This window comes from Streptomyces herbicida, from assembly GCF_032656585.1.
Taxonomy (GTDB): Bacteria; Actinomycetota; Actinomycetes; order Streptomycetales; family Streptomycetaceae; genus Streptomyces; species Streptomyces herbicida.
Genome location: NZ_JAUYWJ010000023.1, coordinates 84,270 through 99,203 on the forward strand (window position 1 = coordinate 84,270; position 14,934 = coordinate 99,203).

Annotated in this window: 9 protein-coding genes and 1 pseudogene; 4 read left to right on the forward strand and 6 right to left on the reverse strand. The window is 71.3% G+C overall.

Going from position 1 to position 14,934, the window contains the following annotated elements:
• Positions 1-2,049, forward strand: a complete 2,049-nt coding sequence (locus Q8A52_RS37510) for an NAD(+) synthase (protein WP_316759981.1) — start codon at positions 1-3, stop codon at positions 2,047-2,049.
• Between the two features lie 84 nt (positions 2,050-2,133).
• On the opposite strand, the pseudogene Q8A52_RS49280 reads toward Q8A52_RS37510, so the two are convergent.
• The 5 genes and pseudogenes from Q8A52_RS49280 to Q8A52_RS37535 form a co-directional block, all read right to left on the reverse strand.
• Positions 2,134-2,706 (reverse strand): annotated as a pseudogene (locus tag Q8A52_RS49280) (Scr1 family TA system antitoxin-like transcriptional regulator); the annotation flags it as partial.
• 747 nt (positions 2,707-3,453) lie between these two features.
• On the reverse strand, positions 3,454-4,677 hold the full coding sequence (locus Q8A52_RS37520) for an MFS transporter (RefSeq protein ID WP_316759984.1): 1,224 nt from the start codon (positions 4,675-4,677) through the stop codon (positions 3,454-3,456).
• Between the two features lie 113 nt (positions 4,678-4,790).
• Positions 4,791-5,855, reverse strand: coding sequence for an endonuclease/exonuclease/phosphatase family protein (locus Q8A52_RS37525; protein ID WP_316759986.1), 1,065 nt, complete (start codon positions 5,853-5,855; stop codon positions 4,791-4,793).
• A gap of 182 nt (positions 5,856-6,037) precedes the next feature.
• Positions 6,038-6,667: a TetR/AcrR family transcriptional regulator gene (locus Q8A52_RS37530; RefSeq protein ID WP_316759990.1), complete on the reverse strand. Its 630-nt coding sequence runs from the start codon at positions 6,665-6,667 to the stop codon at positions 6,038-6,040.
• A gap of 87 nt (positions 6,668-6,754) precedes the next feature.
• On the reverse strand, positions 6,755-8,353 hold the full coding sequence (locus tag Q8A52_RS37535) for an MFS transporter (protein ID WP_316759993.1): 1,599 nt from the start codon (positions 8,351-8,353) through the stop codon (positions 6,755-6,757).
• Positions 8,354-8,627: 274 nt separating this feature from the next.
• Between Q8A52_RS37535 and panB the strand changes: the two genes are divergently transcribed.
• The 3 genes from panB (at position 8,628) to Q8A52_RS37550 (ending at position 11,587) form a co-directional block, all read left to right on the forward strand.
• Positions 8,628-9,494: a 3-methyl-2-oxobutanoate hydroxymethyltransferase gene (panB, locus tag Q8A52_RS37540; RefSeq protein WP_316759995.1), complete on the forward strand. Its 867-nt coding sequence runs from the start codon at positions 8,628-8,630 to the stop codon at positions 9,492-9,494.
• A gap of 243 nt (positions 9,495-9,737) precedes the next feature.
• Positions 9,738-10,763: an ATP-binding cassette domain-containing protein gene (locus Q8A52_RS37545; protein WP_316759998.1), complete on the forward strand. Its 1,026-nt coding sequence runs from the start codon at positions 9,738-9,740 to the stop codon at positions 10,761-10,763.
• Positions 10,760-11,587: an ABC transporter permease gene (locus Q8A52_RS37550; protein WP_316760001.1), complete on the forward strand. Its 828-nt coding sequence runs from the start codon at positions 10,760-10,762 to the stop codon at positions 11,585-11,587. Before Q8A52_RS37545 ends, Q8A52_RS37550 begins: the two co-directional genes overlap by 4 nt.
• Positions 11,588-11,602: 15 nt before the next feature.
• On the opposite strand, the gene Q8A52_RS37555 is transcribed toward Q8A52_RS37550, so the two are convergent.
• Complete coding sequence (locus Q8A52_RS37555; RefSeq protein WP_316760004.1) at positions 11,603-14,923, reverse strand: AfsR/SARP family transcriptional regulator; 3,321 nt, start codon at positions 14,921-14,923, stop codon at positions 11,603-11,605.
• Between the last annotated feature and the right edge of the window lie 11 nt (positions 14,924-14,934).

Genomic DNA, 14,934 nt, shown 5'->3' on the forward strand with positions numbered 1-14,934 from the left:
GTGCCTTCGTTGAACTTCTGGTCGATCTATCAGCATGGCTTCGCACGCGTCGCCGCGTGTACGGGTCACACCGTCATCGCGGATCCGCACGCCAACGTCCAAGCGGTCCTGCGCCACGCACGCCGGTGCGCCGAGGAGGGGGTCGCCGTCGCCGTCTTCCCGGAGATGGTGCTGTGCGGCTACTCGATCGAGGACCTGCTGCTGCAGGACGTGCTGCTCGATCAGGTCGAGGAGGCGCTCCAGGAGGTGGTGGCCGGGTCGGCGGAGCTTCTGCCGGTCCTGGTCGTGGGTGCCCCGCTGCGCCACCGCAACCGGATCTACAACTGCGCGGTGATCGTGCACCGCGGCCGGATCCTCGGTGTGGTCCCCAAGTCGTACCCGCCGAACTACCGGGAGTTCTACGAGCGCCGGCAGATCGGCGACGGCGCCGACGAGCGCGGCGGATCGATCCGGTTCGGCGGCGAGAGCGTACCGTTCGGCGTGGATCTGCTGTTCGCGGCGGAGGACGTCCCCGGTCTCGTGCTCCATGCCGAGATCTGCGAGGACATGTGGGTGCCGGTGCCACCCAGCGCGGAGGCGGCCCTCGCCGGTGCGACCGTCCTCGTCAATCTCTCGGGCAGCCCGATCACGGTCGGACGGGCCGAGGACCGCAAGCTGCTGTGCCGCTCGGCGTCCTCGCGCTGCATCGCCGCGTACGTCTACGCGGCGGCCGGCCTCGGCGAGTCGACCACCGACCTGTCGTGGGACGGCCAGACCATGATCTACGAGAACGGCGCGCTGCTGGCCGAGACCGAGCGGTTTCCGCTCGGCGACGAGTACGCGGTGGCCGACGTGGACCTCGATCTGCTGCGGCAGGAGCGACAGCGGACGGGCACGTTCGACGACAACCGCCGTACGCACCACGCGCGGACCGGTGACTTCCGGACGGTCGGCTTCGAGCTCGATCCGCCGCTCACCGACCTGGGGCTGCGCCGTCGCCTGGAGCGCTTCCCGTTCGTGCCGGCCGACCCCGACCGCCTCGCCCTGGACTGCTACGAGGCGTACAACATCCAGGTCGAGGGCCTCCAGCAGCGCCTCAAGGCGATCGGCGGCCCGAAGGTGGTCATCGGGGTGTCCGGCGGCCTGGACTCCACGCACGCGCTGATCGTCGCCGCCCGCGCGATGGACCGCGCGGGCCGCCCGCGCAGCGACATCCTGGCCTGGACCCTGCCCGGCTTCGCCACCAGCGACCACACCAAGGACAACGCCCACAAGCTGATGAACTCGCTCGGCGTCACCGCGGCCGAGCTGGACATCACGCCGACCGCACGGCTGATGCTGCAGGAGATGGGCCACCCGTTCGCCTCCGGCGAGCCGGTGTACGACGTCACCTTCGAGAACGTGCAGGCGGGTCTGCGCACGGACTATCTGTTCCGGCTGGCCAACCAGCGCGGCGGCATCGTGCTCGGCACCGGTGACCTCTCGGAGCTGGCGCTCGGCTGGTCCACGTACGGCGTGGGCGACCAGATGAGCCACTACAACGTCAACTCGGGCGTACCGAAGACGCTGATCCAGCATCTGATCCGCTGGGTCATCAGCAGCGGTCAGTTCGACGAGGAGACCGGCAAGACGCTCGCGGCGATCCTCGACACGGAGATCAGTCCGGAGCTGGTGCCGGGCGAGGAGATGCAGTCGACGGAGTCGAAGATCGGCCCGTACGCGCTGCACGACTTCACGCTCTTCCACGTGCTGCGGTACGGCTTGCGGCCGTCGAAGATCGCCTTCCTGGCCTGGCACGCCTGGCACGACCCGGAGGCCGGCGCCTGGCCGCCGAACTTCCCCGAGGCCAAGCGGGTGGCGTACGACCTGCCGGAGATCCGACGCTGGCTGGAGGTCTTCTGCCGCCGCTTCTTCGGGTTCGCGCAGTTCAAGCGATCGGCCATGCCGAACGGACCGAAGGTCTCGGCCGGCGGTTCGCTCTCGCCGCGGGGTGACTGGCGCGCGCCGTCGGACAGCTCGGCACGGGCGTGGTTGCGGGACTTGGCGCGGTTCGACAGCCCGGGGGCGTGAGGATAACGGCCCCCTGGGTTCACCAGGCGCGTCCGGGAAGGTCATCACCATGATGGAGGCGGCCATCAGGGGATACGCGCCGTACGTCCGCGGAACGATCTGCGGAGTGATCCGGCGCCGCTCGGCCAACTCCACGGCCCGGTCCAACTGTTCGGCCATCTCCGGTGGAGGAAGGATCGGGTCCGCGATCAGCGACTCGCGCAGGACCGCCCAGTACTCCGGGGTGGAGTGATCCTCCTCGAAGAGGCGGGCGCGGGCGAGTCGGGCCGTCACCTTCTCCTCGACCCACTCGTCGGAGGCCGCCGGGTGAGCCGACCGGACCAGCGTCCGAGCGTAGGGGGCTGTCTGGAGCAGCCCGGGAGATACGCGCACCCTGCCCGTCCTGCTGTCCGCCTCGGCAACATCGGAGTCCGGGCGGGGCATGGCCCCTCTCGACGCGCTGACCGACCGGTTGGGCGTGGACCGGGCCCCGGACCGCAAGACGGTCTGGTACGAACCGAGGAACTCAGGAACTGAGGCGGCGCCGGTGCCACCCTGGGGGGTCGGCGCGGGCCCAGGCTGAAGGGTTGCCTTTGGGGCCGCTCGCGTGTCGTGCTTCCGTGAGGCGAGTAAAGGGCGGTGGCCCGACGGGGGTTTGCGGGCAACCGTGGGCTGCATGGTCGCCGTCTGCTGCCGGGCGCGGTCGCGCCTCGCCGGCACGCCGGGCGGGCTTGGCGGCGAGCGGTGGGTGGGGGTGGGGAGGGGACAGGCGGCCGGAGTGGCTGGAGTGCGGGCGGGTGACAGGCCGACGGCTGTGGCGGCCCCCCGAGGCCGTCACAGCTGCCTCTCAAGTCACACAAAGGCGATGATTGGAAGGATTGGGCCACGTCCGAGCCGAACTCGCCCCTTCCACCTCGTGGCCAGCCCCGGCCCCTTGACCCGAATCGACCAACCGCCTTGGAGGACGCGACCACCAACGGGCACCATCGGGGGCGCCGGCTCCCAGCCGGCCGTGCGACCCGCCCCACCCATCGGCCGCCTGCCCTTACCCCCACCCACCCCCACCCACCCCCATCCCCCACCCACCGTTCGCCGCCAAGCCCGCCCGGCGTGCCGGCGAGGCGCGACCGCGTCCCCTCCCGCCGACGGCACACTCGCAGCGGACCTGAAGGGTCAACCCCGGTCGGGCCACCGCTCTTCCGGGCCGCTCGCTCGCTTCTGACCCGTGCTTCCGCGAGGCGTGTCAAGGGTGGCCCGCAGGGCCATCGCCGAAGGCGACGCGGAGCGACAGCGGAGCGACAGCGGAGCGACAGCGGAGCGACAGCGGAGCGCCCTTTACTCGCCTCACGGAAGCACGACACTGAGAAAGAAGCGAGCGGCCCCAACGGCAACGCTCCAGGCTGGGCCCGCGCCAACCCCCCAGGGTCAGTGGTGCAGCGCGCCCGGCTGCTCCGGCACGTGCGACGCAACCACCCGCTCGCTGCCGACCGACGGAGTCGCCCGGCGTCGCCGGTCCACCAGGTACGCCGTAGTCGCCACCGCAAGTCCCAGTACCGCCAACCCCGCGCCCGCGAGCGCCGGGGACGTCGTACCGAAGCCGGCCGCCAGGGCCAGGCCGCCGATCCAGGCGCCGCCGGCGTTGGCGAGGTTGAAGGCCGCCTGGTTGGCCGAGGAGGCCAGGGAGGGGGCCGCTGAGGCCTTTTCCATGACCATGAGTTGGAGGGGGGATCCCGTGATGAATGCCGCCGTGCCCAGCAGGATCACCGCCAGGGCCGCCGTCAGCGGCGTGCGCATGAGGAGGGGGAACAGGGTCAGGACCGCCGTCAGCGACAGCAGACCGCCGAACAGCGTGCGCCGCATCGCATGGTCCGCCAGGCGGCCTCCCACCAGGTTTCCGACCGTCGCGCCGACGCCGAACAGCGCCAGCAGCAGCGTCACGCTGGAGTCGGCGTACCCCGCGACGTCCGTGAGCATCGGCGTGATGTAGCTGTACGCCGCGAAGAGCGCGCCGAAGCCCGCCACCGTCGTACCGAGGGCCAGCCACACCGGCAGCGACCTCAGCGCCGACAGTTCGCCCCGCAGGCCCACGGAGGGTGCGTGTCCGTGGTCCCGCGGGATCAGCAGGGCCAAGGAAGCTGTCGCCGCCACGCCGATCGCGCTCACGCCGAGGAACGTGGCCCGCCAGCCCAGGTGCTGGCCCATGAGCGTGGCCACGGGGACGCCCGCGATGTTGGCGACCGTCAGGCCGAGGAACATCAGGGAGACGGAGCGGGCCTTGCGCTCCGGGGCCACCATGTTCGTCGCGACCACCGCACCGACGCCGAAGAAGGCGCCGTGCGGCAGACCGCTCAGGAAGCGTGCCGCCAGGAGCGAGTCGTAGCCGGGGGCGAGGGCGGACAGTGCGTTGCCCGCGACGAACAGGCCCATCAGGGCCATGAGGACGGTGCGGCGGGGCATGCGGGCGGTCAGCGCGGCAAGGAGCGGGGCGCCGATCACCACGCCGAGCGCATAGGCCGAGACCAGGTGCCCGGCGACGGGGATCGAGATGTGCAGGTCGGCCGCGACTTCGGGCAGCAGGCCCATCATCACGAACTCGGTGGTGCCTATGCCGAAGGCACCGACGGCCAGTGCGAGCAGGGCCAGGGGCATGAAGGGCCTTTGCCTTTCAGGAGCGGTGTTCCGCACATCATATGTTCAACGACGGAACAAAGTCTCCCGGGCGAAGTGTTCCAGCGCGTCAAGCCCTGGTTGCCAGGGCCCTTTCACGAGCCGGATGTGGTGACATTCACACGCGCGGCGACCGGAAGGTGGTCGCTGTTCGTCTTCGGCAGCGTCCAGGAGCTCTCCGGTTCGACCCCCTTCACCATGATCTGGTCGATCCGCGCCATCGGGAACGAGGCCGGCCAGCTGAACCCGAAGCCGCTGCCCGCCGCGCCCTGCGTGGAACGCAGCTGGGAGGTGACCCCGTTGAGGGAACGGTCGTTCATGGTGCCGTTCAGGTCGCCGAGCAGCACCACCCGCTGCAGCGGCTCGTCGGCGATGGCCTCGCCGAGGGCGTCGGCGCTCTTGTCGCGCTGCCGGGCGGTGAATCCGGCTTCCATTTTTACCCGCACCGAGGGGAGGTGGGCGACGTACACCGCGACCTGCCCGGCCGGCGTGGCCACCGTCGCACGCATGGCGCGTGTCCAGCCCAGCTTGATGTCGACGGCCCTGACCCCGGTGAGCGGGTACTTGCTCCACAGCCCGACCGTGCCCTGCACCGAGTGGTACTTGTAGGTCGCCGCCAGCGCCTTCTCGTACACCGGCACGGCCGACGCCTTCAGCTCCTCCAGCGCGAGCACGTCCGCGCCGGACGCGGCCACGTCCCGGGCCGTGTCGGACGGGTCCGGGTTGTCGGCGTTGACGTTGTGCGTCGCGACCATGAGGTCGCCGCCGGAGCCGGTCTTGTCGGTGAGCAGCCCGCCGAAGAGGTTCAGCCACACGATGGCCGGGAGCAGCACCGCGATCAGCGCGGTCGCCGACTTCCGTACGACACCGAGGACCAGCAGCACCGGGATCAGCAGACCCAGCCAGGGCAAGAACGTCTCTGTGAGACTGCCGAGGTTGCCCACCCGGTTCGGGATGCGCGAGTGCACCAGCATCACCAGGGCCAGCAGCAGCGCGATCACGGCCGTCACGATGCCGCGGCGCCAGATGCGCGGATCTCCGCGCCAGCCCTCGAACAAGCCTCTCCGCAGCCGCCCCAGCAGGCGCCGAAGCCGGGATCCCCGGTGCTCGGGCCCCGAGCCGCCGTTGTCCGTCTCCGTCATGTACGCCTGCTGCGCCATACCGTCTGCCTCACAACCTGCCGTGCGCACCGTCTTCCCCCGGTTACGACCCTAGGGGATGATCGGATCCGTTCCTGCCGCCGTGTCGCGGCCGTACGGAAGACGATGACGAACAAGTCGGCGCGAGGGGTTCCGGTTGCGGCGACACCCGTCCGGACTGTGACGAAACGCGCACATTCGGGCTAAGTGCCGGGGGAGCTGACGGGCCGTAGGCCTTCGAGCACCGTGTCGACGATCTGCTCGGGCAGCCCCTCCGGGAGGTCCGCGTCCGGGCGCATGAAGGAGCGGACGAGCATGGTGCCGACGAACATGTCGTTGGCCAGCTCGAGGTCGACGTCCTCGCGGAGCTCGCCGTTGCACTGTCCGCGGCGCAGGACTTCGAGGCCCTTGTTGCGCCGGGGCGTTATCACGCCGGCGTGGTACGCGGCCCAGATCTTGGGGCTGCTCTTCATCTGGGCGTGGACGTTGTGCAGGATCACCGACGAGCGGGTGACCAGACCGCGCTGGCGCAGCGACTCGAGCAGGACGACCAGGTCGTCGCGCATCGAGGTGCCGGGGAGCACGGGGTCGGGGGGCTCGGCCGCGCGCACGACGTCGACGAAGAGCTCCTCCTTGCCGCTCCAGCGGCGGTAGATGGTGGCCTTGCCGACGCCGGCGGTGCGGGCGACGCGCTCGATGGAGAGCTCGGCGAGGGGCACGCCCTCCTCCAGGAGCTTCATCACGCCTTCCAGAATGGCGTGTTCCACGGCCTCGCTGCGCGGGCGGCCCCGTACGGGACCGAGCTGCTGCGGTCGGCTGCCGGCAAGACTCACGTCGTTTCTTCCTTTCACTGCGCTGCGGGAATTGTCCCGCAGCCGCCTCCTCCCCCCGTGGTGCCTCTCCGGACGCCGCCTCGCGGACTAGTCCGCGGCGGCGACCAACTCCTGCTCCGGCTTGCCCTCCTGCGGTGCCTGCGGCTTGCCCGGCAGGAAGAGTGCCGTCACGATCGCGCCGAGGATCGCCACGCCCGTGCCGCACAGCGCGGTGACGTGCATGGCGTGCAGGAAAGCGTCGTTGGCGGGGTCGATCAGGGCCTTGCCCTGCGGACCGAGCTTCCGGGCGACGCCCAGGGTGGCCTCGATGGACTCGCCCGCCGTGTCCCTGAGGCCGGGCGGCAGCAGGCCGAGCTTGTCCTCGATGCCGGTGCGGTACGAGGTGGCCAGGACCGAGCCGAGCACGGCGATACCGAGCGCGCCGCCGACCTGGCGGAAGGTGTTGCTGAGCGCGGAGGCCGAGCCGGCCTTCTCGCGCGGCAGGGCCTGCATGATGACGACGGAGGTCGGCGTCATGATGTGCGCCATGCCGGTGCCCATGAGGAAGAAGTCGACCTCGAGGAGCCAGATCGGCGTGTCCGCCTCGAAGGTGGCGAAGATGACCAGCGTCACCGCGATGAGGAGCAGACCGGCCGTGGTGGTGGCCTTGTTGCCGAACCGGTCGACGACCAGCCGGGCCCTCGGCGCGAAGATCATCTGCGCGGCGGCCAGCGGCAGCATCAGCACACCGGACTCCAGCGGCGAGTAGCCGCGCACGCTCTGGGTGTAGAACACACCGAAGAAGGTGACGCCCATCAGCGCGAAGAAGACCAGCGCGATGGCGCTCATGGCGGCCGAGAAGACCTTGTTCTTGAAGTACGTGACGTCCAGCGACGGGTGGTCGCTGCGCTTCTCGAAGACGACGAAGCCGGCGAGGACCGCGAGACCGGCCGCGATGGTCGCGAGGACCTTGGCATCCGTGAAGTCGGCGAGCTCGCCGCCCTTGATGATGCCGTAGACGAGCAGGACCAGACCGACGACCGAGAGCACGACCCCGACGGGGTCGAGGCGGCCGGGCTTCGGGTCGCGCGAGTCGGGCACCAGCCAGATCATCAGCGCCAGCGCGAGGATCACGATGGGTACGTTGACGAAGAAGACCGAGCCCCACCAGAAGTGGTCGAGGAGCGCACCGCCGGTGATCGGCCCGATGGCGATGGCGAGCCCGACGCCGCCGGCCCAGATGCCGATGGCCTTGGGCTGCTCGTCGCGCTCGAAGACGTTCATCAGCACGGCGAGCGTGGCGGGCATGACGAAGGCGGCACCGAGGGCCATCAGCGCGCGGTAGGCGATCAGCTCGTCCGGGGAGCCGGACTCGGCGGCGAGGGCGGAGCCGATACCGAACACGAGGAGGCCGCCGAGCAGGACCTTCTTGCGGCCGAGCCGGTCACCGATGAGCCCCGCGGTGAACAACAGGCCGGCGAAGACGAGGGTGTAGGCGTTGATCGCCCACTCGATCTCGCTCTGGGTGGCCCCCAGTCCGGTGGGTGCCGGGGTGGAGATGGTCTTGACGGCGACGTTCAGGATCGAGTTGTCGAGCACCACGATCAACAGGCTCAGCATCAGGACGCCGAGGATCGCCCAGCGGCGGCGGTGCACCGCTTCAGGTATCCGGGAACCGTGAGGGGCACGGTCGGCAGGAGTTGTCATGGCGACGACCCTAGGCCATTTCCAATACGGAACCGTCTCGTATCTAAATTCCTTTACCGAGACCTTACACAGCGCGGTCCCGGCCACCTCGGACAGCGAGTTCACGGCCCACCCGGGACCGAGCGGCACACGGGCGGGGTGCGAGCGGAGTGCGATGGGATGACGTAAGGGATCACACGGGGGTCCCCTGGCCCTCCCTGGCACGAGGTGCCACCATGGAGGGGATCCGGGGACGCCGTGAGGGCGCCTCGAGATGACTGAAGGAGCCGTTGCAATGACGCAGCTTTCGGCTGCCCAGAACAGGCCCTCCGACGGCAGCAAAGCGCTGTACGGGGGCAAGGGCACACGCCGCATCACCGTCCGCGACATCGCGCTCGCCAAGGAGCGGGGCGAGAAATGGCCCATGCTCACCGCCTACGACGCGATGACCGCGTCCGTCTTCGACGAGGCCGGAATCCCGGTGCTCCTGGTCGGCGACTCGGCGGGCAACTGCCACCTCGGGTACGAGACGACCGTGCCCGTCACCCTCGACGAGATGACCATGCTGTCGGCCGCGGTCGTGCGCGGCACCCAGCGCGCCCTGATCGTCGGCGACCTGCCCTTCGGCTCGTACCAGGAGGGCCCGGTGCAGGCGCTGCGCTCGGCGACCCGGCTGGTGAAGGAGGCCGGCGTCGGCGCGGTGAAGCTGGAGGGCGGCGAGCGCTCCCACGAGCAGATCCGGCTGCTGGTGGAGTCCGGCATCCCGGTCATGGCCCACATCGGTCTGACCCCGCAGTCCGTGAACGCCATGGGCTACCGCGTCCAGGGGCGCGGCGAGGAGGCGGCCGCGCAGCTGCTGCGCGACGCCAAGGCCGTGCAGGACGCGGGCGCGTTCGCGGTGGTCCTCGAACTGGTCCCGGCCGAGCTCGCGGCCGAGGTGACGCGGGTGCTGCACATCCCGACCGTGGGCATCGGCGCCGGTGCTCAGACGGACGCGCAGGTGCTGGTGTGGACCGACATGCTCGGTCTGACGGGCGGCCGGATGCCGAAGTTCGTGAAGAAGTACGCCAACCTGCGTGAGGTCATGGGCAGCGCGGTGAAGGAGTTCGCGGAGGACGTCGTGGGCGGGACGTTCCCGCTCGAGGAGCACTCCGTCCACTGAGGCCGCGCCACTGAGCCACCGTCGCACCACCGACAGCCCCGCCGATCGTCCCCCGTCGGCGGGGCTGTCACCCCTTTGCGCCTACGCCGGCGCCGCTCTCGCGGAGGTGGCTGCCCGCCGTCTTGGTTCCTCAATTGATGGTTGCTGTGCTTGTCGGGGAATTGTCGGTGGTGTCGGTGGCCCGCCGGGCGCTGTAGGTGGTCTGTAGGTGGTTTGTCGGTCGGGGCTGACAACGTCTTGGGCATGACGCGAATCGACGACAACCCCAGTGGCGCGAACAGCGCCGTGACCGTGCGGGGGCTGGTCAAGCACTACGGCGAGACCAGGGCACTGGACGGTGTCGACCTGGATGTGCGCGAGGGCACCGTGATGGGTGTGCTCGGGCCGAACGGAGCCGGCAAGACCACCCTCGTACGCATCCTCTCCACCCTGCTGACCCCCGACGCCGGACACGCCACCGTGGCCGGATACGACGTCGTACGGCAGCCCCGGCAGCTGCGCCGGGTCATAGGCCTCACCGGGCAGTACGCGTCCGTGGACGAGAAGCTCCCGGGCTGGGAGAACCTGTACATGATCGGGCGGCTGCTGGACCTGCCGCGCAAGGAGGCCCGCGCCCGCGCCGACGAGCTGCTGGAGCGGTTCTCGCTGACGGAGGCCGCCCGGCGGCCCGCGGGAACGTACTCCGGCGGTATGCGGCGGCGGCTCGACCTGGCCGCGTCGATGATCGGCCGGCCCGCCGTCCTCTACCTCGACGAGCCGACGACGGGGCTCGACCCCCGTACCCGCAACGAGGTCTGGGACGAGGTCAAGGCCATGGTCGGGGACGGTGTCACCGTCCTGCTGACCACCCAGTACATGGAGGAGGCCGAGCAGCTCGCCTCCGAGCTGACCGTCGTCGACCGCGGGAAGGTCATCGCGAACGGCGGCATCGAGGAGCTCAAGGCCAGGGTCGGCGGACGCACCCTGCGCGTCCGGCCCGCGGACCCGCTGGAGCTGCACCCGCTCGCCGGGATGCTCGACGAACTGGGCATCACCGGTCTCGCCGGCACGACCGTGGACACCGCCGCGGGCTCCCTGCTGGTGCCGATCCTCAGCGACGAGCAGCTGACCCACGTGGTCGGCGCGGTCACGGCGCGCGGCATCACCATCTCCTCGATCACCACCGAACTGCCCAGCCTGGACGAGGTGTTCCTGTCCCTCACCGGCCACCGCGCCAGTGCCCCGCAGGACGCCACGCCCGCCGAGACCCGCGAGGAGGTCGCCGTATGAGCGCCGCCACCCTGACCCCGGCCGCGGCCGCCTCCAAGGGCGACGCACCCATCCCGCTGCGCGCCCATCTGCGCCACACCGGCGCGCTCGTCCGCCGCAATCTGCTGTGGATCCGGCAGGACCCGGAGTCGATGTTCGACGCCATCCTGTTCCCGGTGATCTTCACCCTGCTGTTCGTGTACGTCTTCGGCGGCTCCATCGGGCAGTCGCTGGGCGGCGGTCAGGACCAGTACGTGCAGTACGTCGTGCCCGGCCTCATGGCCATGATGGGCATGAACATGGCCCAGGGCGTGGGCACCGGCTTCAACCAGGACTTCAACTCCGGTGTCATGGACCGCTTCCGGTCCCTGCCGATCGGGCGCGGCTCGGTGCTGTTCGCCAAGATCGCGGTGGAGCTGATGCGGATGCTCTTCGCGACCGTCGTGCTGATGATCGTCGGCGTGCTCGTGGGCTTCGACATCACCAACTGGCCGGGGCTGCTCGCCTCGGTGGGCCTGTCCGCGGTGTTCGGCTCGGCCCTGATGTGGGTGTTCCTCACTCTTGGCGTGATCATGAAGAGCGCGCAGTCCGTGCAGGCCATGGGCTTCCTGGTGCTGATGCCGCTGCAGTTCGGCTCGTCGATCTTCGCGCCGACCGCCTCGATGCCGGGCTGGCTGCAGAACTTCACCGACTACAACCCGCTGTCGGCGCTCGCGGACACCGCGCGCGGTCTGATGGTCGGCGGACCGGTCGCGCACGGTCTGTGGGTGACCCTGGCCTGGTCGGCGGGCCTCACCGCGGTGATGGCACCGGTCGCGATCCACAAGTTCCGCACCAAGAACTGACGTTCGTCGCGCCTGTCAGACCAGGGCGGTGGCCTCCTCGAGGGAGAGGCCACCGCCCTGCGCGTACGCGGCCTCGTACGCCTCGCCGTCGAGCACGGCCCGGATCCGGGCCACGGTGCGCTCGCGCACCTCGTGCTCCGTTCCGGAGGCCACATGGCCCGGCGGCAGCAGCGCGTCCGCGGCGGCCAGGCACCGGGCGGCGTCGGCGGCACGAGTGCCGCCGTCGAAGCCGGCGAGCGCCATCGCCGCGACGGTCAGGCAGATGGAGTTCAGGTGCGGGGTGATGACCTGGGACAGCGGGTCGGCGGCGTGCCGGAGCGCCGCCCGGACCCGGACCAGGCTCTCCGCGTGGCGGCCGTCGACGGCGTCCACCCAGGCCTCCTGGCCGAGGATCATGGCGTCGAAGACGACAAAGTGCGCGATCTTGAACTCCTCGCGCAGCAGCCGGAGTTGCTCGCGTGCCTCCCGGGTGCGGCCGGTCAGGCCGAGCCGGCAGGCGAGGAAGAGCCGGGCGGCGGGCATCGCCTCGTGGTTCGTGCCGTGATTGTGGACGATGACCTCGCGCAGCAGGCTCTCGCCGCGTTCCGTCTCGCCCGCTTCGATGAGCACGCCGCCCAGCCGGGCGCTGAGCACCGCCATCTGGGCACGGGCGCCGAGGCGTTCGGCGTGCTCGACGGCCGCCCGGTAGTCGGCGGCGGCCCGCACGTAGTCGCCCTTGCGTTCACGGGCCTCGGCGCGTGCGGAGAGCGCCTCGGCGGTGCCCCAGTCGTCACCGAGGCGCCGGAAGATCTCCAGCGCCTCCTCCGCGTCCCGGGTCGCGTCGCCCGCCCAGGCGGTGCGGTTGGCGAGGAGGTTGGCCCGCATCTGCAGGGATCCGGCCAGTTCCCACTCGAAGCCAGGAGTCTCCCGGCAGGTGCGGACGCAGCCGTCGATGATCTCCAGCAGCCGGTCCGCGCTGCCGGTCAGCATCACGGCGAAGAACCAGTACATGCCGGGGGAGCGGCATGTCTGCGGCAGACCGGGCTCGTACACCTCGGTGATCACGCGCAGCTTCGCCTGCGCCGCCGGGACCTGCCAGGCGTCCAGCTCCGTGTCCATGCAGGAGAGATGGACCAGGTGGACGCCGCGACGGGCCTCGAGGAGGAGTTCGCCGGTCAGCGGGGGCGGGGTGTCTACGCAGCGCTGCCAGACCGGTGCGGCGCGGCGCAGCGGCTCGGTGAAGGGGTCGGGGCCGAGTGCCATGACCTCGCTGCACCAGTTGCGGGCCTCGATGCGCAGATCGCGCATCTGCCAGTACCAGACCAGGGACAGGACCAGGCAGAGCCCCTCCTGCTCGTCCTGCTCGGCGACGGCATGGCGCAGGGCCGTGCGCAGGTTCTCGTACTCCAGCTGGAACCGCCGGACCGCGCTGCGCTGGCCGGGGCCGCGCAGCAATGGATCGGTGGTGCGGGCGAGTTCGCGGTAGTACGTCAGGTGCGCGCGCTCGGTCTCCTTGCGCTGCCCGGCCTCGTCGAGCCGTTCGCCCGCGTACTCGGCCACGGTCTCCAGGAGCCGGTAGCGCATCGCGCCGTCGGGCGCGGGAGCGGCCACGACGAGGGACTTGTCGACCAGTGAACCGAGCGCCTCCAGCGCGACCGGTCCGCACACCGCCTCGGCGGCCGCGAGGTCGCAGCCGCCGGCGAACACCGACAGGCTGCGCAGGACGTCCCGTTCGTCCTCGTCGAGCAGGTCCCAGGACCAGTCGACGACGGCGCGCAGGGTCTGCTGGCGGGGCAGCACGGTGCGGCTTCCCGAGGTGAGCAGCCGGAAGCGGTCGTCGAGCCGGTCGGCGATCTGACGCGGTGTCATCATCCGCAGCCGGGCGGCCGCCAGCTCGATGGCGAGGGGGAGGCCGTCGAGGCGGCGGCAGATCTCCGCGCAGGCCTCGAGATCGTCGTCGACATGGAACCCGGAGCGCGCCGCCGTGCCCCGGTCGGCGAGCAGCCTGAGCGCGATGGGCTCCGGCAGCGGTTCCACCGGGCGCAGCAACTCGCCCGGTACGCCGAGGGGTTCGCGGCTGGTGGCCAGGACCGTCAGCTCCGGGCAGCGTTCCAGGAGCCGCTCCACCAGGCGGGCGGCCGCGTCCACGACGTGCTCGCAGTTGTCGAGGATGATCAGCATGCGGCGGCGGCCGCAGTGCTCGACCAGTCGCTCCACGGGGTCGTCGTGCCGGTCGGCGACGGCGGCCCGCATGCTTTCGGCACCGGCGCCGTGCAGCACGGTCTCGCGGGCGCCGATCGCGGTGAGGACGGCTGCCGGTACGGCGGCCGGGTCGTCGACGGGGGCCAGCTCGGCCAGCCACACCCCGTCCCGGGTCGCATGGCGCACGGTCTCGGCGGCCTCCTGCGACAGCCTGGTCTTGCCGGCGCCGCCGGGCCCGAGCAGCGTGACCAGCCGGGCGGCCGCGAGGTCACCCCGGATGGCCTCGATGTCGCTCTCCCGGCCGACGAAGGAGGTGAGACGGGCGGGGAGGTTGCCGGACGGGCGGCCTTCGACGGGGGCGTCCGCACCACGGCCACCTGCGGAGAGGTCCGCTCCTGCCGCGCCGGTGAGCTCGCGGGAGCCCGCCGAGAGGTCCAGCAACTCCGCGTGCAGCGCGCGCAGCTCCGGTCCGGGGTCGGAGCCGAGCCGGTCCGCGAGCAGCTGTCGTACGTCCTCGTAGGCGGCCAGTGCCTCCGCGGCGCGGCCCGCGTCGCGCAGGGCGCGCAGCCGCAGGGACTGGAGGGACTCGTCCAGCGGGTGGGTGTCGCACAGGGCGGTGAGCTCGGGCAGGGAGTGCTCGGCCTCGCCCAGGGCCAGCGCGGCGGTGTGCCGGGCGCGCAGGGCGTCGAGGCGGCGGGCCTCCCAGCGGGCCGCCTCCGCGGTGCGGTCCGGCAGATCGGCGAGGGCGGGGTCGTGCCACAGCGCGAGGGCGTCGTCGAGGGCACCGGCCGCCTTGGCGGGGTCGCCGTCGGCCAGGGCGCGCAGGCCGTCGCCGGTGAGCCGCTCGAAGCGGTGCAGATCGACGTCGTCGGGCACGGCGGCGAGCCGGTAGCCGCCCTCCGCCGAGGCGACCGCCTCCGCGCCGAGCGCCCGTCGCAGCCGGCCCACCAGCGCCTGCAGCGCACCGGCCGCGTCGGCGGGCGGGTCCCCGTGCCACACCTCGTCGACCAGCAGGCCCACCGGCACGGTGCGGCCGGGTCGCAGGGCCAGCACGGTCAGCAGGGCACGCAGCCGCGCCCCGCCCACGGGAACGGCCGTGCCGTCGGGGCGGAGCGCCTGGGTGGTGCCGAGGATGCGATAGCGCACGGGGTCCATTGTCTCCGGTG